Origin of the sequence: Arthrobacter sp. M4, from assembly GCF_020251205.1 — a bacterium.
GTDB lineage: Bacteria > Actinomycetota > Actinomycetes > Actinomycetales > Micrococcaceae > Arthrobacter.
In genome coordinates, this window is the sequence record NZ_JAIWYX010000001.1 from 15,508 (window position 1) to 38,116 (window position 22,609).

General features: G+C 63.2%; 21 protein-coding genes, 2 tRNA genes and 1 other RNA gene. 13 read left to right on the top strand and 11 right to left on the bottom strand.

Annotated elements, in window-relative coordinates:
* Positions 1-67 precede the first annotated feature (67 nt).
* Both LD110_RS00095 and LD110_RS00100 read left to right on the top strand, forming a co-directional pair.
* Positions 68-991, top strand: coding sequence for a Nif3-like dinuclear metal center hexameric protein (locus tag LD110_RS00095; protein WP_225495415.1), 924 nt, complete (start codon positions 68-70; stop codon positions 989-991).
* A gap of 43 nt (positions 992-1,034) precedes the next feature.
* Entirely contained in the window at positions 1,035-1,772 is a 738-nt protein-coding gene (locus tag LD110_RS00100) for a zinc ribbon domain-containing protein (protein ID WP_225495417.1), read from the top strand.
* A gap of 20 nt (positions 1,773-1,792) precedes the next feature.
* Here the strand turns inward: LD110_RS00100 and LD110_RS00105 are convergent, their stop codons facing one another.
* A complete protein-coding gene (locus LD110_RS00105; protein ID WP_225495419.1) occupies positions 1,793-2,557 on the bottom strand; it encodes a YaaA family protein in 765 nt (254 codons plus the stop codon).
* A gap of 70 nt (positions 2,558-2,627) precedes the next feature.
* On the opposite strand from LD110_RS00105, the gene rnpB reads away from it, so the two are divergent.
* From rnpB to LD110_RS00125, 4 genes are all read left to right on the top strand, one after another.
* Positions 2,628-3,001, top strand: an RNA gene (gene rnpB / locus LD110_RS00110) — RNase P RNA component class A.
* A gap of 266 nt (positions 3,002-3,267) precedes the next feature.
* The gene (locus tag LD110_RS00115) at positions 3,268-4,764 is read left to right on the top strand and encodes a glyceraldehyde-3-phosphate dehydrogenase (protein WP_225495421.1); all 1,497 of its coding nucleotides are present in this window, start codon (positions 3,268-3,270) and stop codon (positions 4,762-4,764) included.
* Positions 4,765-4,860: 96 nt separating this feature from the next.
* Positions 4,861-5,070 (top strand): hypothetical protein, encoded by a 210-nt coding sequence (locus LD110_RS00120; protein WP_225495423.1) that lies wholly within the window; start codon positions 4,861-4,863, stop codon positions 5,068-5,070.
* A gap of 110 nt (positions 5,071-5,180) precedes the next feature.
* Positions 5,181-5,978, top strand: coding sequence for an HNH endonuclease family protein (locus tag LD110_RS00125; RefSeq protein ID WP_225495425.1), 798 nt, complete (start codon positions 5,181-5,183; stop codon positions 5,976-5,978).
* A 72-nt stretch (positions 5,979-6,050) separates the two neighbouring features.
* On the opposite strand, the gene def is transcribed toward LD110_RS00125, so the two are convergent.
* The 4 genes from def to orn all read right to left on the bottom strand — a co-directional run bounded on the left by def (position 6,051) and on the right by orn (position 8,765).
* Positions 6,051-6,623, bottom strand: a complete 573-nt coding sequence (gene def, locus LD110_RS00130) for a peptide deformylase (RefSeq protein ID WP_225495427.1) — start codon at positions 6,621-6,623, stop codon at positions 6,051-6,053.
* Between the two features lie 29 nt (positions 6,624-6,652).
* Positions 6,653-7,807: an acyl-CoA dehydrogenase family protein gene (locus tag LD110_RS00135; RefSeq protein WP_225495429.1), complete on the bottom strand. Its 1,155-nt coding sequence runs from the start codon at positions 7,805-7,807 to the stop codon at positions 6,653-6,655.
* 114 nt (positions 7,808-7,921) lie between these two features.
* Positions 7,922-7,994, bottom strand: a tRNA-His gene (locus LD110_RS00140).
* Between the two features lie 153 nt (positions 7,995-8,147).
* The gene (orn, locus tag LD110_RS00145; protein WP_374200296.1) at positions 8,148-8,765 is read right to left on the bottom strand and encodes an oligoribonuclease; all 618 of its coding nucleotides are present in this window, start codon (positions 8,763-8,765) and stop codon (positions 8,148-8,150) included.
* A gap of 203 nt (positions 8,766-8,968) precedes the next feature.
* Between orn and mptB the strand changes: the two genes are divergently transcribed.
* Positions 8,969-10,540: a polyprenol phosphomannose-dependent alpha 1,6 mannosyltransferase MptB gene (gene mptB, locus LD110_RS00150; RefSeq protein ID WP_225495431.1), complete on the top strand. Its 1,572-nt coding sequence runs from the start codon at positions 8,969-8,971 to the stop codon at positions 10,538-10,540.
* Here the strand turns inward: mptB and LD110_RS00155 are convergent.
* The gene (locus LD110_RS00155) at positions 10,537-11,313 is read right to left on the bottom strand and encodes a DNA alkylation repair protein (RefSeq protein ID WP_225495432.1); all 777 of its coding nucleotides are present in this window, start codon (positions 11,311-11,313) and stop codon (positions 10,537-10,539) included. The genes mptB and LD110_RS00155 overlap by 4 nt on opposite strands.
* 82 nt (positions 11,314-11,395) lie before the next feature.
* Here LD110_RS00155 and LD110_RS00160 point away from each other — a divergent pair, with 82 nt between their 5' ends.
* The gene (locus LD110_RS00160; RefSeq protein ID WP_225495433.1) at positions 11,396-12,358 is read left to right on the top strand and encodes an aldose 1-epimerase family protein; all 963 of its coding nucleotides are present in this window, start codon (positions 11,396-11,398) and stop codon (positions 12,356-12,358) included.
* On the opposite strand, the gene LD110_RS00165 is transcribed toward LD110_RS00160, so the two are convergent.
* On the bottom strand, positions 12,348-13,772 hold the full coding sequence (locus LD110_RS00165; RefSeq protein ID WP_225495435.1) for a xylulokinase: 1,425 nt from the start codon (positions 13,770-13,772) through the stop codon (positions 12,348-12,350). The two genes, LD110_RS00160 and LD110_RS00165, sit on opposite strands and share 11 nt — an antisense overlap.
* Before the next feature lie 141 nt (positions 13,773-13,913).
* Complete coding sequence (gene xylA, locus LD110_RS00170; RefSeq protein ID WP_225495437.1) at positions 13,914-15,101, bottom strand: xylose isomerase; 1,188 nt, start codon at positions 15,099-15,101, stop codon at positions 13,914-13,916.
* A gap of 240 nt (positions 15,102-15,341) precedes the next feature.
* Here xylA and LD110_RS00175 point away from each other — a divergent pair, with 240 nt between their 5' ends.
* Positions 15,342-16,538, top strand: a complete 1,197-nt coding sequence (locus tag LD110_RS00175) for an ROK family protein (protein WP_225495446.1) — start codon at positions 15,342-15,344, stop codon at positions 16,536-16,538.
* A gap of 50 nt (positions 16,539-16,588) precedes the next feature.
* On the opposite strand, the gene LD110_RS00180 is transcribed toward LD110_RS00175, so the two are convergent.
* A complete protein-coding gene (locus LD110_RS00180) occupies positions 16,589-17,269 on the bottom strand; it encodes a GNAT family N-acetyltransferase (RefSeq protein ID WP_225495448.1) in 681 nt (226 codons plus the stop codon).
* Entirely contained in the window at positions 17,266-18,321 is a 1,056-nt protein-coding gene (locus tag LD110_RS00185; protein ID WP_225495450.1) for a LacI family DNA-binding transcriptional regulator, read from the bottom strand. Before LD110_RS00185 ends, LD110_RS00180 begins: the two co-directional genes overlap by 4 nt.
* 305 nt (positions 18,322-18,626) lie before the next feature.
* Between LD110_RS00185 and LD110_RS00190 the strand changes: the two genes are divergently transcribed.
* The 4 genes from LD110_RS00190 (at position 18,627) to LD110_RS00205 (ending at position 22,457) form a co-directional block, all read left to right on the top strand.
* Positions 18,627-19,796, top strand: a complete 1,170-nt coding sequence (locus LD110_RS00190) for a Gfo/Idh/MocA family protein (protein ID WP_225495453.1) — start codon at positions 18,627-18,629, stop codon at positions 19,794-19,796.
* Positions 19,796-21,010: a dihydrodipicolinate synthase family protein gene (locus LD110_RS00195; RefSeq protein ID WP_225495455.1), complete on the top strand. Its 1,215-nt coding sequence runs from the start codon at positions 19,796-19,798 to the stop codon at positions 21,008-21,010. The genes LD110_RS00190 and LD110_RS00195 overlap by 1 nt, the downstream gene beginning before the upstream one ends.
* Positions 21,007-21,846 carry a sugar phosphate isomerase/epimerase gene (locus LD110_RS00200; RefSeq protein ID WP_225495456.1) on the top strand — a complete coding sequence of 280 codons (840 nt, stop codon included), beginning with the start codon at positions 21,007-21,009 and terminating at the stop codon, positions 21,844-21,846. Before LD110_RS00195 ends, LD110_RS00200 begins: the two co-directional genes overlap by 4 nt.
* Before the next feature lie 176 nt (positions 21,847-22,022).
* On the top strand, positions 22,023-22,457 hold the full coding sequence (locus LD110_RS00205) for an SRPBCC domain-containing protein (RefSeq protein ID WP_225495457.1): 435 nt from the start codon (positions 22,023-22,025) through the stop codon (positions 22,455-22,457).
* Positions 22,458-22,505: 48 nt separating this feature from the next.
* Here LD110_RS00205 and LD110_RS00210 read toward each other — a convergent pair.
* Positions 22,506-22,578 (bottom strand) — tRNA-Arg (locus LD110_RS00210).
* Positions 22,579-22,609 lie beyond the last annotated feature (31 nt).

Consider the following 22,609-nt stretch of genomic DNA (forward strand, 5'->3'; position numbering starts at 1 on the left):
GACTATGACGGCGACGGGACGACCAAGCCGGAACTGCCCGATGTCGGCATGAGGTAAGAATAGGTGTATGGAAGCTGCAGACACCACCGCTCCGGAGCACGAAGGCGCGACTTCTGGATCAGGGACCGGTGCCGGGAACGACGAAGTACCCGTGCCCACGCTTGGCGAGGTCCTCGTGGCCGTGGAAGAGCTTTGGCCGGAGTCCCTGGCCGAGGACTGGGACGAGGTGGGCCTGGTGGCGGGGCGGCCCACAGCCTCCGTCCGCAAGATCCTCTTCGCCGTAGATCCAACGCTCGCCGTTGTTGACGAAGCGTTGGAGTGGGGTGCGGACCTCCTGGTTACGCACCATCCGCTCCTCCTCAAAGGCGTGAACTCCGTGGCCGCAACCACAGCGAAGGGTCTGGCGATCCACAGGCTTATCGAGTCTGGGACGGCACTTCTCACCATCCACACCAATGGCGATTCTGCCGTCGGTGGCGTATCGGACGTACTGGCAGATGCGCTGGGCCTGGAGAACACCGAACCGCTCGCCCCCGCCGCTAACGGTCTCCCTGAAGAAGGAATTGGCAGAGTTGGGGACCTGGCTGATGTTATGACCCTGGGTGACTTTGCTGCCCGCGTGTTCGAGATACTTCCGGCCGTCGCAGGTGGCGTCCGGGTTGCGGGGGACAAGGATGGACTTGTCCGTCGGGTCGCCGTTTGCGGCGGTGCGGGTGACAGCCTGTTCGATGCTGTGCGGGCCAGCGGGGCTGACATTTATGTCACAGCGGACCTTCGACACCACCCAGCCTCCGAGGCTCGGGAAGAAGCCGTTAATGGCCGTCCCTATCTGATCGATGTGTCCCATTTCGCAAGTGAATGGCTGTGGTTGCCGCCGGCTGCGGAAGCCCTTGGGAACGTCCTCTCAGACCAAGGCCATAACGTCGAAATCCGAGTCAGCACCACCAACAGCGATCCGTGGGACTTCATTCTCACTCCCGGCGGGGACTAGAGTCAGGACAACGGCCCGGAAAACAGTAACTGCGGAGGTTTGTGTGGCGAAAGCAGCGCCGGCGGAACAGTTGAAGCTTTTGGATCTACAAGCCCTGGACGCCAGGCTAAAGGCGTTGGCCAACAAACGAAGGGTGCTTGACGGAGACCCACGGATCACCGATCTGAATCATGCCCTCGCTGTGGCCAGGGGGGAGCTGTCAACGGCGACCTTGGCCGTCCAGGATGCAGAGGCCGAGCTCAAGCGCTCCGAATTGGATGTTGAACAAGTGGCGGCGCGCATTGCCCGGGACGAAGCCCGGCTCAACAGCGGAACCGGGCTTTCGAAGGACCTGGTGGCACTGCAGAGTGATATCGCTTCGCTCAACCGCAGGCGCTCTGATCTTGAGGACATTGAGCTTGAGATCCTCGAGAGGCTGGATGGCCTTCGGGAGAAGCAAGCCACACAGCAAAAGATCACGGACGACATTCAGCAATCGTTCTCCGTGATCCGCGCTGAACTTGATCAGGCCATTTCGGAGGTCGCCCAGGAAGAAAAAGCCATTGCGGCGGAGAGGGAAGCCTTTGCCAGCGGTCTGGACCAGGGCATGCTGGCCGTTTATGAGAAAACCTTGGCCCGTCGAGGCGTTGGGGCGGCCCGGCTGTTCCACGGCAAATCCGAAGGGTCAGGCATGACGCTCAGCCCCGGCGACCTCGCTGAGATCAAGGCAGCTGCAGAAGACGACATTGTGTTCTGCCCCGACTCAGGTTGCATCCTGGTCCGTTCCGCGGAGTGGAACTAGTTCGGCCTGCCTGACTTGCCCTAGCCCTCGAGGATGATGTTTAGGGTATGAGGCTTGCGGGAAGTGCCCTCCACAAGCTCGGCCTGCCAGGCCTCCTGCGCTGCGGAAAGAAGTTGGGCGGGCGACTGCGGAGCCCTGCCGCGGCGGGTCAAGAGGTGCCTGGCCAGTTCCCCGCGCGTGTGCTTGGCAAAGTGGCTGACCACGGTCCGTTTTCCGTTCGATTCCGTGAAGACGTTGACAGCTACCGTCTGGGCGGGTGGGGGAGTCCAAGCTGCCGCATATGTGCTGGAGCGGCAGTCGACCAGCAGTTCGCCGTCGGTCCTGGCAGCGAGGGCGGACGCAAGTTTTGGCTTCCAGAACGTGGCGAGGCGTCCGACGTCGGGCAGTGCTGTGCCCATGGACAGCCGGTAGGCAGGCACGCTGTCCCCGAAGCCTATAGCGCCCCAGAGGGCGGAGACCACCAAGACTGACGCCGTCGCCTTGCGGCGCTGGGCGGGCGTCATTCCATTGAAGCCCAGGGCGTCGTAAAGCACTCCCGAATACACCTGGTGGGCAGGGGCGGCTGGCTCGGCGTGGAGCCTCGTGTTGCGTTCGACGTCGGCCTGCAGCGAAGCGCCAACGCCCAGCAGCGCGAGGGCGTCCTCATGGGCGCTGACAATTCCCAGGGCATCCAGCACAGTGGCGCGGTGGATATTAAGCTCGGGGAAGCTCAGTGCCGACCAGTCGACGGCCGGGCCTTTGGTGGCAGGAGTCTTACCTTCGGAAGGGGGAAGCAGAATCAGCACCTGTCGATATTACCGGCGGAGAATACTTATGCATGTTTCCGTTCCCGCCACCGGTAAACTGGACGACGGATGGGACAGCCAGACGGCCGCGAGCCACGATTGTGGCTCGAGGAACGTCCGGGCTCCGCAGAGCAGGGTGGTGGGTAACACCCACTCGGGGCAACCCGCAGGCCAGTGCCACAGAAAACAGACCGCCCGCCCTGAGGGCGCGGGTAAGGGTGAAACGGTGGTGTAAGAGACCACCAGCTTCCCGGGTGACCGGGGAGGCTAGGTAAACCCCACTCGGAGCAAGGCCAGACAGGGCACGTTTGAGGGCTGCTCGCCCGAGTGCCCGGGTAGGCCGCTGGAGGGCGTCGGCAACGGCGCTCGTAGATGGATGGCCGTCGCCCTGCGGCCGGCAACGGCCGGAGGGAACAGAACCCGGCGTATCGGCTGTCCCATCCCACGTACCTTGGGTCTCCGCGCGATGCTCCACGTGACTGATTTCACGCCTTCCGCAGCAATTTCGGCCTTTCACCGACCGTAGAATGGATGGCGAACGTAGATGTTCTGCCGCCGGGTCTGCGTTCGCAGCCGGCGGTTTTTCTCTGCCATCGTTCACGGCAAGCCGGGGCGGACCGAAGCCCTGGTATCGCCTGTGCCGCAGGACTAATCCCCGCGGCCGACCTCTGCATACGCGGACGTATGCGGTGACCAAGGAAGGTAGTTCTGTGAGCCAGACGTCAGATTCTTGTCTTAATGCTTGGATGGCCCGCGAAGCGCTGGCCGAGGCAATGATTCCGGTTATCGGCAAGCTGTACCGGGAAAATAACGTGGTGACCAGCATCCACGGACGCAGCCTCATCAACAAGTCCACCATGAACATCCTCAAGGCGCACCGCTTCGCCCGTCGGATGAGCAACCACGAACTTCCGCTGGAAGAGACCGCCCCCCTGCTCAACGCCCTCGCCGGACTGGAACTCGGGGCGGCTGCGATCGACATCGCCCGCCTCAACGACAAGTACAAGACCGAGGCCGACGGCGTCAGCCTGGACGCCTTCCTCCGCGCGGAACTCGCGGACATTGTGGGCATGCGTGGCGCGGACACTCGCACCAGCACCGACGTCGTACTCTACGGTTTCGGCCGCATCGGCCGGTTGCTGGCCCGCCTGCTCATCGAAAAGGCCGGCGGCGGCCACGGACTGCGGCTGCGCGCCATCGTGGTCCGCAAGGGCGCCGAGAACGACCTGGCCAAGCGTGCCAGCCTGCTGCGCCGTGACTCGGTCCACGGTTCCTTCGAAGGTACCATCCGCGTTGACGAAGAGGCCAACACCATCACGGCGAACGGGCTTCGCATCCAGGTCATCTACTCGGACAACCCCGCCACCGTGGACTACACCGCGTACGGGATCCAGGACGCCTTGGTGGTGGACAACACCGGCCGCTGGCGTGATGAGGAAGGCCTGAGCCAGCACCTGCAGAGCAAGGGGGTTGCACGCGTGCTCCTGACCGCACCTGGAAAGGGCGGCCTGAAGAACATCGTGCATGGCATCAACCACACCTCAATCGAGCGCTCGGACCGCATCGTGACGGCAGCCTCCTGCACCACCAACGCGATCACCCCGGTCCTGAAAGCCATCAACGACAAGTACGGCATTGTTCACGGGCACGTCGAGACCGTGCACTCCTTCACCAACGATCAGAACCTGATCGACAACTTCCACAAGGGCGACCGCCGTGGACGTTCGGCAGCGCTGAACATGGTCATCACAGAGACGGGCGCCGCCAAGGCTGTTGCCAAGGCACTGCCGGAACTGCAGGGCAAGCTCACCGGCAACGCCATCCGCGTTCCCACCCCGGACGTTTCCATGGCCATCCTGAACCTCAACCTTGAAAACGGGACCACCAAGGAAGAAGTCAACGATTACCTCCGCAGCCTGTCGCTGCACTCCGAACTGCGCAAGCAGATCGACTACATCGACTCGCCCGAGGTCGTTTCCACCGACTTCGTCGGCTCCCGCCGCGCTGGCATCGTCGACGGACTGGCCACCATCTCCAACGACAAGAACCTGGTTCTCTACGTCTGGTACGACAACGAGTTCGGCTACAGCTGCCAGGTTGTCCGTGTCATGGAGGAAATGGCCGGAGTAAACCCGCCGTCCTACCCCGCCCGCACTGTCGCCGCCGAAGTGGTGGACTCGGAGCTTCAGCCGGTCGCCGCCGTCTAGCTCGGCTGACCAGACGCAGCGCTGCTGCATTGTTGTGTCGTCGCATTCCCGGCGCGGGTACTGGCCCAAGCCGGGAATGCTGACCACAATGGAGTCATGGAAACGGACAGGACACTGCAGCACGACACCACGCTGGAACACGCCTTGGACGTGGCCCGGGCGAACCATAAGGAAGCCACACGGCTCCTGGATGAAGCCAAAGCCGCCTATGCAGCCGGCGAAATCAGCGAGGAGCGGGTCAAGCAGCTTCAGGGACTGCTGGATCTTGCGTCGGAGGACCTTCACCGCGTGATGAAGGAGCAGTAGCTCGCCTATAGGCTGGCTTCACTTTTCCTCCCCATTGTGCACAGCCAAAGTGCTGTCACACCCTTGGATTAGGCTCAAGGGGACATAGAACACCTCACGGAGGATCCCCTTTGAGCACCACATGGTCCGCCTATCGGCGTGCCCGTCGTAAGTCCCGTCAGGCGTGGGCAGCCCTTGCCTTGGCCGCCGCCATAGCGGTCGGAGCAACCAGCTGCTTCTTCACGTCTGGCCAGTTCGCCTTATCCGAAGGAAACGCGGACGGCCCAACGTCCGCGGCCGTCGTCGACCCGTCCTTTATGCGGCCCGTGGATCCGGTTGTCCCTGCCCCCTCAGGTCTGGCCATAGATGCCCTTGAGCGACTGCCGGTGAAGGGCAGGGCAGCGAAAACAGGCTACGAGCGAACCGAATTTGGCGAGGCATGGCTGGACGTCGACCGCAATGGCTGTGACACCCGCAACGACATACTTCGCCGTGACCTGCGCGCCGTCCAATTCACTGAAGGCTCCGATTGCCGGGTGGCATCAGGGACCCTGCGTGAGCCTTACACGGGCCACACCATTGAATTCCACCGCGGAGCGGAGACGTCCGCCGAGGTTCAGATTGATCACGTGGTGGCCCTTGCCGACGCGTGGCAAAAGGGTGCGCAGCAATTGACCGCAAAGCAGCGGCAGAGCCTGGCAAACGACCCCCTCAACCTCGTGGCGGCGGATGGGCCGGCCAATACGGAGAAGAGCGCCTCTGACGCCGCTAGCTGGCTGCCTCCCAACAAGGCATTCAGGTGTCATTACGTGGCACGGCAAATTTCCGTCAAGGCCGCTTACACCTTGTGGGTTACGCAGGCTGAGAAGGACGCCATGAAGCGCGTCCTGGGCTCATGTCCCGGCCAGCAGACAGTGACGGCGTCTTAGCGGCCTTGGGCAAGCGTCCAGAAACGCCTGTGGGCTGCCCGAACATCCCGGGCGGCCCACTGTCCTAGGCGGTCAGTGGCCAAACGGGTCCGGGTCGACGCCGGGCATCCAGCTGAGTCCGGGAACACCCCAGCCGTTCTTTTTGGCCTGCTTCATGGCCTTCTTCGCGTAGCGGTCCACAAGTTTGTTGACGTACAGCTTCCCGTCCAGATGGTCATATTCGTGCTGCATGACCCGGGCGAACCACCCAGTGGCAACAAAGTCCACGGGCTTGCCGTCCCCGTCGAAGCCCTGGACGTGTGCCCAGTCAGCCCGCTGGAGGGGGTAATGCTCGCCGGGAAAGGACAGGCAACCCTCCACATCATCGTCCGGGTCGGGGAGGGCTCCGGAGATCTTGGATAGCGTCAGCACGGGATTGACCACCACGCCCGTGGGCGGCACGCCGTCGTCGTTGGCGTATTTGTAGACGAAAAGGCGCTTACCGACGCCCACCTGGGGGGCCGCCAACCCAACGCCGTTGGCGGCGTCGTTGGTCTCGAACATGTTGGAGATCAAGGTGCGCAATTCGTCGTCGAACACCTCCACTTCAGAGGCGCGGCGGTGCAGGACGGGTTCACCCCAAATGGTGACGGGGAGGACTGTCATTGCTATTTCCTTAACGGTGTGTACGGGGCCTAGGCCGCAATCGCGCGGCCGATGACGTCCCGCATGATTTCGTTGGTGCCGCCGAAGATCGTCAGCAGGCGTGACGCGAGGTAGGCCTGCGCCACCGGGTACTCCAAGATGTAGCCGTAGCCGCCGTGCAGCTGGAGGCAGCGGTCGGTGATCGATTTGACGCGTTCGGAAGCCCACAGCTTCGCCCGCGCTGCGGAAGAGGCATCGAGTTCGCCGGCGTTGAAGGCCAGGATCGCCTGATCGACGTAGGTCTCTGTGACCTCCACCTCGGTGAGGATGTCGGCCAGTTCGAAGCGGCTGTGCTGGAAGTCGATGATTCGCTCGCCGAAGGCGTTGCGGTCCTTGGTGTACTGGACGGTCGCCTCGTAAACGGTGCGTGCGACGGCGGAGCTCGCCACCGCGATGGCCAGGCGCCCCTGCGGCAGCTGCTCGGCAGCGTAGCGCAGGCCCTGGCCAACCTCGCCAACGAGGTTGACGCCCGGAACGCGTACGTCGTCGAAGAAGATTTCCGCCGTGTCGGAGGCCTTGAGGCCCATCTTGTCCAGCTGTTTTCCGGTGTTGTAGCCCTCGCCCTTTTCCACCATGAAGAGGGAGAAGGAGTCGGTGGAACCACGCCCGGTGCCCCCGTCGGTGCGGGCGAGCACCAGCGAGGCGTCGCCGGAGATTCCGTTGCCGATGAAGGTCTTCTGGCCTGAGATGAGCCAGTCGTCGCCGTCACGGACGGCTTTGGTGCGGACTGAGCGGAGGTCTGAGCCCGCACCCGGCTCGGTCATGGCGATGGACGTGACCTTCTCCCCGGTGACCATGCCCGGCAGCCAGCGTTCCTTCAGCTCGTCGGAGCCATAGGCCAGCAAGTGGGGGAGAACCAGGTCGTCATGCAGGTGGAAGGCCAGCCCCACGGCCAAGTGGTTGCTGCGCGCGAACTCTTCGTCGAGGACCGCGCGGAAGCGATAGTCGGACATCCCCATGCCGCCGAAATCCTCTGGGACGGCGAGGCCCAGCAGGCCTTGTTCGCCGGCGGCAGTCCACATGTCACGGGACATCATGTGTTCGTCGTCCCATTTTGCGTAGTGTGGTGCAATTTCACGTGCGTTGAACTCGGTGGCAACCTCGCGAAACAGTTCGTGGTCTTCGTCGTAGAGCTTGCGCTGCATGGCTGTCCTTCCGGCGACAAGGGTCGGGAACAAAACGGGCAAAACAAAAGCCGCACCGGATATCCGATGCGGCCTTGTGCGAAGGTACCGGCTGGTGGAGCCGGGCTTCCTAAGGGTGAGCGACGGGGGTTGAACCCGCGACCTCCTGGACCACAACCAGGCGCTCTGCCAACTGAGCTACGCCCACCATGTGCCTCGATCAGCGGACCGGTCAAAGTTGTAATTCTTAGTGCTTCTTCCGGCCCCTGGAAGGGCAACGACAAATAGCTTACCTGCTGTCCGAGGGTGCTTGTGCCACTTTTCGCCTTTTTGGTGAAAAAACCCCAAAACGTGTCGCAGATTACTTTGAGGCTGCGGTGTCCTGGCTGGATTCGGGGGTTTCCTGGGCCTCAGGTTCCAAGCCGGAAACCGTCCGGGCGATCTGAGCCGCTGTGGCCGAGTCCGGGCCCGGTGCCGGGACAAACACGGCTTCGCGGTAATAGCGCAGCTCGTCGATGGAATCCTTGATGTCGCCTAGGGCGCGGTGTCCACCGTGCTTCGCGGGAGCTTGGAAGTACGCCCTGGGGAACCAGCGGCGTGAAAGTTCCTTGATGGTGCTGACGTCAATGACGCGGTAGTGCAGGTGCTCCACCACATTCGGCATGTCACGGGCAAGGAACATGCGGTCGGTGCCTACGGAATTTCCCCCCAAGGGTGCCTTTCGGGGGTCCGGAACCCACTTTTCGATGTACTCCAACACGGCAGCTTCGGCTTCCGCCATGGTCTTGCCGGATGGCAGCTCCTCAAGCAGCCGGGACTTCGTATGCATGTCCCGGACAAAATCGTTCATCTGCGCAAGGGCTTGGTCATCAGGCTTGATCACAACGTCCACCCCGTCGCCCAGGACGTTCAGTTCAGAGTCCGTGACTAGTGCGGCAACCTCTATCAGGGCGTCTTTCTCAAGGTCCAGACCCGTCATTTCGCAGTCGATCCAGACGATGCGTTCATTAGTAATAGGCACCCGCTCAGCCTACCGCCAGGCAGCTGGGCGGTGCGCCGATGCTAAGATTTTGCCAGCGCAGCGGCGCCCTTTTGACACCCTGCGGACCGCCCCCGACGCCGGCCAACCCGGTAGATATCTGGGCCGGGTCACGCTCAGCGACAGATGGGATGACTCCGATAATGACCATGCCTGGACCGGCGACAGGACAGACCGAGACAGGCGTGTCCGGGGCGGCAGGCACGGTTGCGCCCGCGGAGCCTGAAGTCGACAACCCCAAGTCGCCCATCATCGCGGGCTTCATCGGCTCCGTATTCCTGATGGCCGGTTCCCTTGGCGTGGGCTGGCTGGCACCTGTTTCGGAGCTTCGGAGACTGCCGCTTTTTATCTGGATGCGTACCGAAGCGGCCGGTGTTGCCCTGTCCATTGTGCTGATTGCCATCGGCGGAATGTTGCTGGTGCGCGCCTGGCTTAGGTTGGGCCAGCGCGTCAAGGTGTGGGGTCGCGATGCGCGGAAGGCGACGCTCCAGGCGGTCGCGGCGTGGGGACTTCCCATGATGTTCACCGTTCCGCTGTTCAGCCGGGACGTCTATGCCTACATCGGCCAGGGCCGGCTCATGGTGGAGGGCATCAATCCGTATGAAAAGGGCATCTCTGCACTGCCCAATTACTTCCAGCTGGGTGCCGACAAAATGTGGACCGAGGCCCCTGTCCCGTATGGCCAGTTGTTCCTGTGGATTGAGCAATTTGTGGTCTGGGCAACCAACGTGCATCCGGAAGGCAGTATCTTGCTGTTCCGCCTGGCCGCTGCTGTCGGGATTGTCCTATCCATCATTTACGTGCCCAAGCTAGCCGAGCTCCACGGAGTCAATCCGCACAGGGCCCTGTGGCTCTCGGTGGCGAACCCGCTCTTCCTTACCAACTTCATCGCGAGTGCCCATAACGATGCCCTGATGATCGGCCTGGCGCTGGCAGGCTTGTATTACTGCGCCACGCGACGGGTCATCCTGGGGCTCGTGCTTGTGACACTGTCCATTTCCGTCAAACCCATCACCATCATCTTCCTGCCGTTCATAGGACTCCTGTGGGCTGGTAAAAACGCCGGCTGGCGGAGGAAGATCGGATTCTGGCTCCTGACTGCCGGGATCGCGCTTGGCATCCTGTTTGCCCTAAGCCGTGTGAACGGTTTCGGCTTCGGCTGGATCAATGGTTTGTCGGCGCCCGGCAGTATCTGGATCTGGTATGCCCCGGTTGGCCTCCTGGGTCTTATCGTGGCTTCGATCTTCAATGTCTTTGGCCTGGATGGTTGGGGCCTGGCCCGGTGGGTTTACGACGCCGGGAAGGTCCTTGCGCTAGGCATTGTTGCCTGGCAGATCTTCAAGGGCTCGCACGACCGGCTGATGCGGCGCCTGACCCTCGCTTTTGCAGCCATCGTTTTGCTGGCGCCGATGATCCAGTCCTGGTACGTTGTGTGGCTCCTCCCACTGTTCGCCGTCACGGGCATCCGCGACGACTGGCAGGTAAAGACCGTGTACTTCGTGGTGTCGTTCTTTATGGTTTATGCAATCTCGGACCAGTTGGAGGTCTTCCCCTATCTCCAAACCGGCGATTTGGGACTTGCCCTCGCATTGGCCCGCAATGCGGCGGCCATTATCGCCCTGCTCTTCGCGTTGTACCTTATTTTCCTGGACCCGCGGACCAAGCACCTCTTCAGCAAGAGCGAGGAACCCGTTACAACGCGTCCCGTTATCTAGCGCTCCGTCGGAGATTTGCTCCTCAGCCCCCGCGGCTGCTGACCTTGTGAATGGGGTGAAGGGGCCGACGGCGGCTGGCTGGCTTCCACTCGCGGCGGCAGGTTCCGTGTGGCCTCCCGGAGGGACAGGCCGCTGATCCTGTCAGCATGGCTTTCAACGAACTCCCGGACCCACTCGGGATCTGTTTTGCCGTACTCGCGCAGTGCCCAGCCGATAGCCTTGCGGATGAAGAAGTCTGTGTCCTGCAGGTTGACCTTGATTACTGTTGCCAGAAGCGTGGGATCCGTCGCCCCTTTGGCTCCCAACTGCGATGTGATGGAGGCCCGCCTGATCCAAAGGTCCTCGTCGCGCGACCACATGATCAGCAGCGGTTTCATGACTTCGGGATGAGACAGGAGCAGTTCGCGGATTCGGGGAGAGACGCCGTCCACCAGGTCCCACCACGCGCCTGTCCGGATGAATTCCTCATAGACGGGCAGCATGTCCAGGCTCCGGGCGGCCAGACGCAGTCCGGTGAGGTCGATGGCCGCATAGCGCTCCTCGCGAACCTCAGCCTCACGCCAGAGCCGCAGGACATCGCTTCGGAGGGAATTGAGCGAGCTGTGCCGATGCTCTTTGGCTGCACCGCGCACAATGCTCCTGACCTGCGGAACCCGGACGCCCAGGTAGGGCATGGTGGACTTCATGTAGGCCTGTGCTCCGGCCGCACGTTCCGGGTCCGCGGACGCACGGAGCCGGCTGCGGATACTGTCTACGAGATCGGCTTGGGCCATGCGCCAACACTAAGTGATGCATGGAATAATGAGCGCTAACAATCCAAGTCGGTCCTAACCGGATGATCCATCGGGGAGCACTATGTCCACCACCCACCACGGCACGTCCGGAGGCATCGGCGTCTCATTTGGCGCGCCTGTTGCGCCGCCAGGCGTAGATATTCAGTGCGGCCCTTATACAGCCCGCGTGACCACGTTGGGCGGCGCCCTGCGGAGCCTGCGCTTTGATGGACGGGACCTGGTGGTTCCTTTTGATGACGACTCAATGATCCCGGACTATCGTGGGGTCATCTGCGCACCGTGGCCCAACAGATTGGCGGACGGCCGCTACGGGTACAACGGTGCAGTCCATGAAGTGCCGGTCAATGAGCCCGAGCGGGGGACTGCGCTCCATGGCCTCGTCTTCGACAAGGTATGGAAGCTGGAGGGGCTGACTGCCGATTCGGTTGAGTTGTCCTGCCCGATTCAGTCCGTGGAGGGTTACCCGTTTCAGCTTCGCGTGTCGGTCAAATATGCGCTGGCAGAGGACGGCCTTCATTGTCATGTGCGGGCCGTCAACGAGGGAACGGCATCCGCCCCCTACGGCGTGTGCCCACATCCTTATCTGGTGGCTGGGAGTGCTCCGCTGGACGAGTGGTCCGTGAGCATCCCAGCTGAGCAGTTCCTCGCTGTCACGCCGGACAGGCTGCTCCCCCTCGGCGTGGCGGCGGTGGCCGGCCATGAGTTCGATTTCAGGTCGGAACGCGTGCTGGGTCCGATTGAGATCGACCATGCGTTCACGGGCTTGACACTTAACTCGTCTGGCACAGCATCAGTGCGCGTATTCGATCCCTCAGGTACAGGGGTGGAACTGGAGTGGGGCGCCGAATGGCCCTGGCTGCAGATTCACACGGCGGACAAGCCCCAGAAGCCGGACCGCCTGGGGCTCGCCGTCGAACCGATGACGTGCCCGCCCGACGCCTTCAACAGCGGTACGGATGTGGTGCTGCTGGCCCCGGGCGGAACCCATATGGCTTCGTGGACGATCAGGGCACTTAGCCGCTGAGGTAGCCTGCCGCGTACTTGCGGTATTGCGCCAGGACGTAACTGTCCGCCAACTCTTCATCGGCAGGCAGTGACGTTCCATCCAACTGCCAATCCGGGAAACGCCCGATAAGTATTCCGGCAGCCTGGCGGGCCGCGCCATCTGCGACGTACTCTCCCGGGGCGGGGACGAAGACTGGCAGGCCGAAGACTGAAGGTGCGGCTTCCTGTACCGCTGGTGACTGGGCGCCGCCGCCCACCAGGATGATCCGCTTCGCCTCCACACCCTGCGCCTGCAGCGCTGCGAGTCCGTCGGCGAGAGAGCAGAGGATGCCTTCGATCGCAGATCGAGCCAGGTTTTCAGGAGTGTAGTTGGCCAGCGTGAGTCCGTGCAGCGATCCCGTGGCATCCGGGAGGTTGGGTGTGCGCTCCCCTTCAAAGTAGGGAACAAGGGTGAGGCCTCCGGAGCCGCGAGCAGCCGACTGTGCAAGTCGTCCAAGGCCGCTGAGGTCGGTTTCCAACAGTGCCGCTGTTGCGTCGAAGACGCGGGTCGCGTTGAGCGTGCAGGCCAGCGGCAGGTAGTTGCCTGTTGCGTCAGCGAAGCCGGCCACCAGTCCGGAAGCGTCCGACGTCGGGACGTCGGACACCGCGAAGACCGTCCCTGACGTCCCCAAGGAGACGACGACGTCCCCCACTCCGGCGGCCACTCCCAGCCCGGCGGCGGCATTGTCGCCGGCACCGGCTCCGATGAGTGCTCCGGTCGGGGTCTTGCCGACCCGGTCCAGCGGACCGGCGACCTCGGGCAGCAAGGGGACATGGCCGAGGGTGGCTGAGAGAACTTCCGGAAGGTATCGTCCCGTTGAGCTCGCGTAGTAGCCGGTACCTGAGGCGTCCGAACGGTCGGTGAAGAGCTGTTCCAGGCCGCCGGTTCCGGGGCCGTGGCCTGTCAGCCGCCAGGATAGCCAGTCGTGCGGGAGGCAAACCGCAGCGGTGCGTTTGCCATTGTCAGGTTCATTGCGGGCAAGCCAGCGCAGTTTGGTGGCCGTTAGGGACGCCACCGGAACTGTTCCTATGGTGTTTGCCCAGTAGGCAGCACCGGCGGCTCGGTCGCCGTCTCCGGCCTCGACAACCATGGCTTCGGCATCGGCCGCTGAACGTGTGTCGTTCCAAAGCAGTGCAGGCCGAACCACGTCACCGGAAGCATCAAGGCACACCATTCCGTGCTGTTGGCCACCGATTGACACGGCGTCAACGTCGTCTAGCCCGCCCGCGCGCGTGATCGCCTCTTGGAGGGCGTTCCACCAGTGTTCCGGATGGACTTCTGTTCCGTCCGGGTGTCGGGCTTTGCCTTGGCGGACCAGCGCACCTGTCTCGGCATCGCGGATCACCACTTTGCAGGACTGCGTGGAACTGTCGACACCTGCAACAAGGGACATGTGATCGATTCTTTCTCTAGGGCCGCTGATGGATCAATGGTGCCGCCGCCGACCCAAGGGAGCCGGCGGCGGTGTGATGTGCGGTTGTTCGGCGCATCGCGGCGGCAGGCTGCTGGCGCCGGTCCGGAATGCCGCGGTTTGTCAGCGGGCGCCGAGGAGGTGCTCGATCGCCAGCTGATTGAGGCGAATGAAGGCGAACGAACGCTGGGCGGTTGCGTCGGCGTCGAAATCCTCGAAGGCCGATGGGTCGGCCAGCAGATCTCCTGTTGTCTCGCCCGGAGCAAGGGTGGGCTGCGCCAGTTCAGCGACGCCTGACGTGGCGAGCGCTTCCTGGACCTCAGGGTCGGCGCGGAAGGCCAGGGCCCGTTCCTTCAGGAGCAGGTACGTGGCCATGTTTGCTATTGCGGACTCCCAGACGCCGTCGTAGCCATCGGTTCGCGACGGCTTGTAGTCGAAGTGCCGCGGCCCGTCGTAGCGGGGCCCACCGCCCGGGAAGCCATTCTCGAGCAGGTCGACCGTGAAGAAAGCGCTGGTAAGGTCTCCGTGGCCGAACACGAGGTCCTGGTCGTACTTGATGCCACGCTGGCCGTTGAGGTCGATGTGGAAGAGCTTGCCCGCCCACAGCGCCTGGGCGATGCCGTGCGTGAAGTTCAGGCCGGCCATCTGCTCGTGGCCCGTCTCGGGGTTGAGGCCAACGATGTCGCCGTGCTCGAGCTGCGCGATGAACGCGAGGCCATGGCCGACGGTCGGGAGGAGGATGTCGCCGCGCGGCTCGTTCGGCTTGGGCTCGAGCGCGATGCGGAGGCCGTAGCCCTTCTCCTTGATGTACGCCGCGGCGGTGTCGACGCCTTCACGGTAGCGGTCGAGTGCGGCGTGGAGATCCTTCGATCCGTCGTATTCTGAGCCTTCGCGGCCGCCCCACATCACGAAGGTCTCTGCGCCGAGTTCGGCAGCGAGGTCGATGTTGCGGAGGACCTTGGCGAGTGCGAACCGGCGCACGGAGCGGTCGTTGGACGTAAAGCCCCCGTCCTTGAAGACCGGATGGCTGAACAGGTTGGTGGTGACCATCGGCACCTTAAGGCCCGTTTCGGTCAAGGCAGCCTTGAAGTTCTTCAGAATGAGGTCCTTCTCCGAGGCCGTGGCGTCGAAGGGAACAAGGTCATTGTCATGGAATGTGATGCCGTAGGCGCCTAGTTCACTGAGCTTGTGAACAGCCTGAACCGGGTCCAATGCCGCACGCGTGGGCTGGCCGAACGGGTCGTTGCCTGTCCAGCCGATCGTCCACAAACCAAAAGTAAAGCGGTCCGCGGGGGTGGGCTGCAGAGTCATGATTGCTCCCTTGCAATGGGTCTGATCGGACGGATGGCTCGCCGATTAATTAGTTTGCGATCTAAACTATATGTGCCATGGTGAACTATGGTCAATGGACAGGAGCCGAGACGCAGTTCGAAGAACCACGAGGGAGGACCGTTGACGGGAGCAGCGAGCCCAGGCCGCGGGGCCGGGAGGAACAGTGCTTACAAAGACTCCCGGCCGGCGCAGGCGGGCAATTCCGCAACTCCCGGACGCGTGGGTGACGTCCGTCGCGGGAATCTGGCCCTCGTCCTGGGCAGCGTCGCGTCCTTCCTTGCAGCGGAATCGGATGCCAGGCCAAGCCGGGCGCAGGTGGCAGCGGCCACGGGCCTCACCAAGGCGTCGGTCTCAAGCCTGGTCAGTGAGTTACTGGACGCTGGGCTGGTGCGGGAAATTGGCGTGAATAGGGCGGGGGAGCGCGGCCGGCCAGGGGTAGGACTCGAACTCAGCACTCAAAAGGGCGTCCTTGGCCTCGAGATCAATGTCGACTACATCTCGGCCGGCCTCGTGGACCTGGCGGGGACCCTTCGCTTCCACAAGGTGATGGAGCGACAGAACAGCGGGGCGTCGCCTGAGGCGGTGATGCTCGCACTGTCCGGACTCGTTAAGGAGGCCGTGGATGCCGCCTCCGAAGCCCGGATGGACCTGCTTGGCGGCGGCCTGGCGGTTCCCGGCCTGGTGGACACGTCCCGGAATACCGTGGTGGCGGCGCCAAACCTGCATTGGACGGGCGTTGTCCTGGACGTCGACAGGTTATTGCCGGAAAGTCCATTTGGCATGGTCTTGTTCAATGAGGCGAACTCCGCAGCGCTCGCAGAGCTTTGGTACGGGGAAGGCCCCCGACTTCGCGATTTCCTGTATGTTTCCGGTGAAGTGGGTGTCGGTGGGGGTCTGGTCATGGATTCGGAACTGTTCACCGGACCGGGCGGACACGCCGGAGAACTCGGGCACGTAGTGGTGGATCCCGCGGGGCCGCCCTGCTCGTGCGGCGGCCGCGGGTGCCTTGAAGTTTTTTCCGGCCTGGAAGCGGTGTTCTCTGCCGCCGGACTGGGTGGCCAGTCCCTTCCTGGCCGATTGGACCTGCTTCGTCGGCGCTGTGCCGAGGGAGACCCGAAAGCTTTGAGTGCCGTAGCCCGCGCTGGCCGCTCGCTTGGTGTTGCGCTGGTGTCAGCCGCCCGATTGGTAGACCTGCCCAGCGTGGTGCTTGGTGGCCATTTCGCAATTCTCGGCGAATGGGTCATTCCTGCGTTACTGGAGAGCCTGGAAGACCATGCTCCAGGACTCATCGCGCCGGACGCGGTTCTTCCGTCCACGCTGGACCAATCCGCTGCCCTGCTCGGTGCCGCCGGAAGCGCAATTCATTCCGTGCTGGAGTCGCCGCACATCATGATGTCGGCGGTAGATAGCGCCTGACGCATGGCGCCCGCCCCGCTCCGGGCGCGTCATTCACGAAGGCGAGTCGATCAAGTTGCCCGATTAAGACGCATGACCACCCGCCCCGGTGCGGGAGTGGCCGCCACTGTGAATCTCGCCGCGCGGAACAGTCCAACCGTGCCGTGATAAAGGTCGCTGGATCCAGCTGCTGGCCGTTGGGCTGCGTCAACCGGATACCCTTCGACGATGGCAGCACCATGGTTGAAGGCATGGGCGACGGCGGCATCCAGCAGTGCGGCCGCGACGCCGGTGCGCCTGTGCCCGGGGGCGACAACGAAGCAACTTACGGCCCAGATGGCTTCCTCCGCGACTGTTGTGGTCTCGTCTGTAGCGTTCAGTCCGGACTTCCGAAGCAACTGCGAGGCAATAATGCGCGGGTAGCTGTGGCGAGGTTCTACGGCACACCAGCCAACGGGCTCGTCTTCACGGTAAGCCAGAACGCCGGGCTCCGGCAGCCCGGCGTCGAACCTTTCCCGGAGGAGTTGCCGCCGCTGAACGGGGTCGGTCTCCTTCCAGGCGGCGCCTGGAAGCGTGAACCAGCGGCACCAGCAGCGGGACGGTTCTCCGCGCGTCCCAAAGAGGCGTTCGACGTCGGACCAGGTTGCGGGGGCGGTAACGATTTCCGCTGCGTTCTGCTTTGCCTGGTTCTGTTTGTCGGCAGCATCGGACCACGCGCCCGCCGGCGGAACTTCCCGACGCCGGGCGGTCATGAGGGTTCCGTGCTGCGGCGAAGGATGACTTGTCCGGTGATCTGGCCGGATGTTTCCCGGTGGTGCTCCACCGTGCTGAGGGTAGCCAGGCTGCCGATTTCTTCCAGAGGCAGCCGCACGGTGGAGAGTGATGGCCGGAAGTCCCGTAGGGTTTCGATGTCGTCGAATCCGGCGATGGCCACATCTCTGGGGATGCGCAGTCCATTTTCCCTAAGCGACGCCGCCGCGCCGATTGCCATCACGTCGTTCGCCGCGAAGATGCAGTGGCGGAGAGCCGGTTCGCCGCTCTGCCTCGGCTGGATCCTTGAGGCGAGCTCCTTGCCCGCCTCGAAGCCACCTTCACGGTTGAACCCGGCCCGGATAACTTCGGCAGGGGATAGGCTGGCTTTGGCGAGTCCCCGCTGGAAACCTTCGATTCGTTCGTCCGACGTTGCCAGTCCGGCGGGTCCGGCGATGATGACGAAGGGGCCGTCATGCAGTCCGGCAAGGCTCGTGGCCAGTTTTTCGGCCAAAGCGATGTTGGGAATTGTGACCACGTGGTAGCCGTCTGTCTCTTGGGCGCCCACGATAGGCTGGCCGACGACGGCGACCTGGCCGCCGTTGCGGCAGTACCGGTCCAATTCGGCCGCGAGTTCGAGGTTGGCGGCCGCGTCTTCAGTCCTGGTTGAGCGCGTACCGGCGATCACAATGGAGTCGGCCCGACGGGCGGCGAAAGCGGCGACGGCTTCGCGCTCGTCCACCGGCGTTCCTCCCGTAGTGGCGAGCAGGACCATTCGATGCTGCTCCCGTGCGACCTGCTGGACGCCGCGCGCGATTGCGGAGAAATAGGGGTCGGCGATGTCATGGACCACCAGGCCGATCAGCCCCGTGCTTGACTTCGCAAGCGCTTGGGCCTGCGCATTCGGCACATAGCCCAAAGACTCCGCGGCCTGTCTCACTCGCTCGGCAATGTCCTCGCCAGGTTTTCGCGAGGAGCCGTTGAGCACTCGGGATGCCGTGGCGGGGGATACTCCCGCAAGCTTGGCTACTTCGGCGAGGGTGCTGGCGGCCACGTGGCTTCTCCTGTTCTGGGCGCGTCACCCGGTGGGGATGATCAGCACATTATCGCAGGAGAATGCCCTTTCGGGGAAAGCGTTTGCCTGCAAGTGATTGTGGCGTGTCTCCTGAGTGCGGCCGCGTTCGCTTCCTGGCGGTGTGGCGTGCGGCCCTGTCAAGGCGGCCTTTTGTGCGGTTCCAAAAAGGACGCCCGGAATGCGCTTGCCAATCCGAGGTGGAGGATGCACACTAATTGCAGCGGGAATGCGCTTTCCCAAATTCCGTGTTGCTAAGGCGACCAACGACCACCCCTGGAGGACACATGGGCTTCGAGAAAAAGACCATCCGCATCGCAATGAACGGCATCACTGGCCGCATGGGTTACCGCCAGCACCTGCTGCGCTCCATCCTGCCCATCCGGGATGCGGGCGGATTCACCCTGGAAGACGGCACAACCGTCCAGGTCGAGCCAATTCTGCTTGGCCGCAATGAAGCGAAGATCCGGGAACTGGCCGAAAAGCACAAGGTTGCCGAGTGGTCCACAGACCTGGACGCCGTCATCAACGACCCGACCGTCGACGTCGTCTTCGACGCGTCGATGACCAGCCTGCGCGCGGCGACGCTCAAGAAGGCAATGGCTGCCGGCAAGCACATCTTCACGGAAAAGCCGACGGCGGAAACGCTTGAGGAGGCGATTCAGTTGGCCCGCATCGGCAAGGAAGCCGGCATCACTGCAGGCGTGGTGCACGACAAGCTCTACCTGCCGGGGCTTGTTAAACTTAGCCGTTTGGTGGACGAGGGGTTCTTCGGACGAATCCTGTCCATTCGCGGCGAATTCGGCTACTGGGTGTTCGAAGGCGACATCCAGGCCCCGCAACGTCCGTCCTGGAACTACCGCAAGGAAGACGGCGGCGGAATGACAACGGACATGTTCTGCCACTGGAACTACGTCCTCGAGGGAATCATCGGCAAGGTCAAGTCCGTCACGGCCAAGACCGCCACCCACATTCCTACCCGCTGGGACGAGCAGGGCAAGGAGTACAACGCCACAGCCGACGACGCCTCCTACGGCATTTTCGAGCTAGAGACACCAGACGGAGACGCCGTCGTCGGACAGATCAACTCTTCCTGGGCAGTCCGGGTGTACCGCGACGAATTGGTCGAATTCCAGGTGGACGGCACCCACGGCTCCGCGGTGGCTGGCCTGAACAAATGCGTCGCCCAGCAGCGCGCCCACACCCCCAAGCCTGTTTGGAACCCCGACCTTCCCGTCACAGAGTCTTTCCGGAGCCAGTGGCAGGAAGTTCCCGCAAATGCCGACCTCGACAACGGGTTCAAGCTGCAATGGGAAGAATTCCTGCGGGACGTGGTGGCAGGCCGCGAACACCGCTTCGGACTTCTTTCGGCTGCCCGTGGCGTTCAGTTGGCCGAGCTGGGCCTGCAGTCCTCGGCTGAACGCCGCACCGTCGACATCCCGGAGATCGTGCTCTAATGACTTCACTCCTCCTTCCCGCAAGCGATGGCACCACCCGCCTCTACAAGCTACAAGGCAGCACAAGCTGGGCGAAGCCGACAGGGCCGTTGCTCGCGCGCCGCGCCTACGCAGCAGCCCACGTGATTCCCGAGGCCACAGCGGACAACACGCCGGGTGCTCCCGCCCAGCTCGACTGGGAGGCCACCATGGCCTATCGCCACGAACTCTGGTCCTACGGCCTGGGTGTTGCGGACGCCATGGACACAGCCCAGCGAGGTATGGGACTCGACTGGCCGGCGACACAGCAACTCATCAAGCGCACAGGCGCCGAAGCAGCGTCGGTAGTCTCCGCCGGAGGAGCCGCCACCGCAGGGAAGACCGTCCGTGACCTCGTGTCCTGCGGCGCCGGCACCGACCAGTTGGACTTGGCCGCGGTTCCGCAGGGACCCGCCGGCATCCGGGCCGTGCTCGACGCGTACCGCGAGCAGATCGCCGTCGTCAGCGAGGCCGGACCAAAGGTGATCATCATGGCCTCCCGGGCACTGGCCAAAGTGGCCACCGGCCCTGATGACTACCTGCACGTCTACTCAACGCTTCTCAACGAAGTCGATCAGCCCGTGATCCTGCACTGGCTCGGCACCATGTTCGATCCTGCCCTCGCCGGATACTGGGGCTCCGACAACGTCGCAGACGCGACGGAGACGTTCCTCAGCCTGATCCGGGAACATGCGGACAAGGTGGACGGCGTCAAGGTTTCCCTGCTCGACGCCAACCACGAAATTGCACTTCGCGCGGCTCTGCCGGCGGGTGTCCGCCTCTATACCGGCGATGACTTCAATTATCCGGAACTGATCGACGGCGACGGTACGCACCACTCGGATGCCCTGCTGGGCATTTTCGCCGCCATCTACCCGGCCGCCTCCGCGGCACTGCAAAAATACGACGCTGGTGAGCCGGCCGCGGCACGTGCCATCCTGGATTCGACCCGGGAGCTTGGCAAGCACATCTTCAGCGCCCCTACGTTCTATTACAAGACAGGGATTGCGTTTATGTCGTGGCTGAATGGAAGGCAATCGGGCTTCCAGATGGTTGGTGGTCTGCATTCTGGCCGTTCCGTGGTCCACTTGGCGCGTACGTTTGAACTCGCTGACCAGGCAGGGCTGCTCCGCGACCCTTCGCTCGCCGCATTCCGGATGTCCGATTACCTGCGCATTAACGGGGTGGGAGCATGACGGACTTCGCCAGGCTGTCGCTGAATAGCGCGACCACCAAGAAGTGGACCCTGGCAGAGGCCGTCGAGGGCTGCGTCAGGGCTGGAATTCCCGCTATCGGTCCTTGGCGGGACCGCGTGGCCGAGGCAGGGCTCGACAAGGCCGCCAAGTTGATCAAGGACGCCGGACTGCGTGTTTCCTCTCTCTGCCGGGGCGGCTTCCTTACGGCTGCCGACGCCGAAGGGCAGGCCGCCGCCCTTGCCGACAACCGTGCGGCCATCCTCGAAGCCGTGACGCTCGATACACGGGAGCTGTTCCTAGTGGTCGGCGGCCTGGCTCCGGGGGAGAAGGACATCGTGGCGGCACGCCGGCGAGTGGCTGACCGTTTGGCTGACCTGGTGCCCTTTGCCTCTGAGAACGGCATCCGCCTTGTCCTCGAGCCCCTGCACCCGATGTACGCGGCGGACCGGGCCCTGGTTTCGACCCTTGGGCAGGCACTCGACCTTGCCGCGCCGTTCGATGCCCGGGATGTTGGAGTCGCTGTGGATACCTTCCACGTGTGGTGGGATCCACAGCTGAAGGAGCAGATCGAGCGGGCCGGGCGGGAGTACCGAATCGCCTCCTACCAAGTCTGCGACTTCAACCTGCCGATTGCCGCTGACGTCCTGCTGTCGCGCGGCATGATGGGCGACGGCGTCATCGACTTCGCGACGATCGGCACCTGGGTGCGCGACGCCGGATACACCGGAGACATCGAGGTTGAGATCTTCAACCAGGAGATCTGGGACACGGATGGAAATGTTGTCCTGGGGACGATGAAGGAGCGTTACGCGGAGCTGGTTCTCCCGTTCGCTTGATCACCTGGCCAAGTCTGCGGGTCCGTGGCGAGTCACGCGTCGTGGACCTGCATTCCGTGCGGTGCCGGAGTCATTATTTGTCTCGGTTTCACAATGGCTCGGTTTCACAGTGGCGGGCGCTGTGGCGGGCATTGCGCCAGGGGCGTACGGTTGGCAGACGAGCGAGGAGGCCCGCCATGGCAGAGAAAGCAGCCGACGCCGTCGCGTCAATTGTCGTCAACGCGCCCCGGCAGGAGGTTTGGGAGGCCCTGACGACGCCGGAACTGGTCAAGCAGTACTTCTTGGGTACAACGGTCGCGTCAACGTGGGAAGTTGGCAGCCCTATCACCTTCTCAGGCGAATGGCAGGGAAAGAGCTATCAGGATCATGGGGTGATTTTGGCTTCTGAGCCACCGGGGCTTCTGCGGTACACGCACTACAGTCCAAGTGGTGGGAAGCCGGACGAACCGGAGAACTACCACGTTGTGGAATACCGCGTGGCGGAGGCCGACGCAGGCTCCGCCGTGACGATCACCCAAGCCAACAACAGCAGCGAATCCGAAGTGGTGGAGTCCGAGAAAACGTGGCGCCTGGTATTGGGCAACCTCAAGGAGTTCGTGGAAAGCCGCTAAGGGGTGTGGTGAAACATCGGAGGATGTCCCGCCACACCCCAAAAAAAGCGCCCCGGGAGGGAATCGAACCCCCGACCAAGAGATTAGAAGGCTCCTGCTCTATCCTCTGAGCTACCGAGGCAGGCGCTGTGCCTTTAGTGGCTTGCGACTAT

Excerpts from the sequence above, each read along its gene's own strand:
- LD110_RS00095 (WP_225495415.1), top strand. The coding sequence starts at position 68 with ATGGAAGCTGCAGACACCACCGCTCCGGAGCACGAAGGCGCGACTTCT.
- def (WP_225495427.1), bottom strand. The coding sequence starts at position 6,623 with ATGACAGTCCTCCCCGTCACCATTTGGGGTGAACCCGTCCTGCACCGC.
- LD110_RS00160 (WP_225495433.1), top strand. The coding sequence starts at position 11,396 with ATGTCCACCACCCACCACGGCACGTCCGGAGGCATCGGCGTCTCATTT.
- mptB (WP_225495431.1), top strand. The coding sequence starts at position 8,969 with ATGACCATGCCTGGACCGGCGACAGGACAGACCGAGACAGGCGTGTCC.
- LD110_RS00165 (WP_225495435.1), bottom strand. The coding sequence starts at position 13,772 with ATGTCCCTTGTTGCAGGTGTCGACAGTTCCACGCAGTCCTGCAAAGTG.
- LD110_RS00155 (WP_225495432.1), bottom strand. The coding sequence starts at position 11,313 with ATGGCCCAAGCCGATCTCGTAGACAGTATCCGCAGCCGGCTCCGTGCG.
- LD110_RS00200 (WP_225495456.1), top strand. The coding sequence starts at position 21,007 with ATGACGGACTTCGCCAGGCTGTCGCTGAATAGCGCGACCACCAAGAAG.
- LD110_RS00190 (WP_225495453.1), top strand. The coding sequence starts at position 18,627 with ATGGGCTTCGAGAAAAAGACCATCCGCATCGCAATGAACGGCATCACT.
- LD110_RS00135 (WP_225495429.1), bottom strand. The coding sequence starts at position 7,807 with ATGCAGCGCAAGCTCTACGACGAAGACCACGAACTGTTTCGCGAGGTT.
- LD110_RS00120 (WP_225495423.1), top strand. The coding sequence starts at position 4,861 with ATGGAAACGGACAGGACACTGCAGCACGACACCACGCTGGAACACGCC.
- LD110_RS00180 (WP_225495448.1), bottom strand. The coding sequence starts at position 17,269 with ATGACCGCCCGGCGTCGGGAAGTTCCGCCGGCGGGCGCGTGGTCCGAT.
- LD110_RS00195 (WP_225495455.1), top strand. The coding sequence starts at position 19,796 with ATGACTTCACTCCTCCTTCCCGCAAGCGATGGCACCACCCGCCTCTAC.
- orn (WP_374200296.1), bottom strand. The coding sequence starts at position 8,765 with ATGACGGGTCTGGACCTTGAGAAAGACGCCCTGATAGAGGTTGCCGCA.
- LD110_RS00205 (WP_225495457.1), top strand. The coding sequence starts at position 22,023 with ATGGCAGAGAAAGCAGCCGACGCCGTCGCGTCAATTGTCGTCAACGCG.
- xylA (WP_225495437.1), bottom strand. The coding sequence starts at position 15,101 with ATGACTCTGCAGCCCACCCCCGCGGACCGCTTTACTTTTGGTTTGTGG.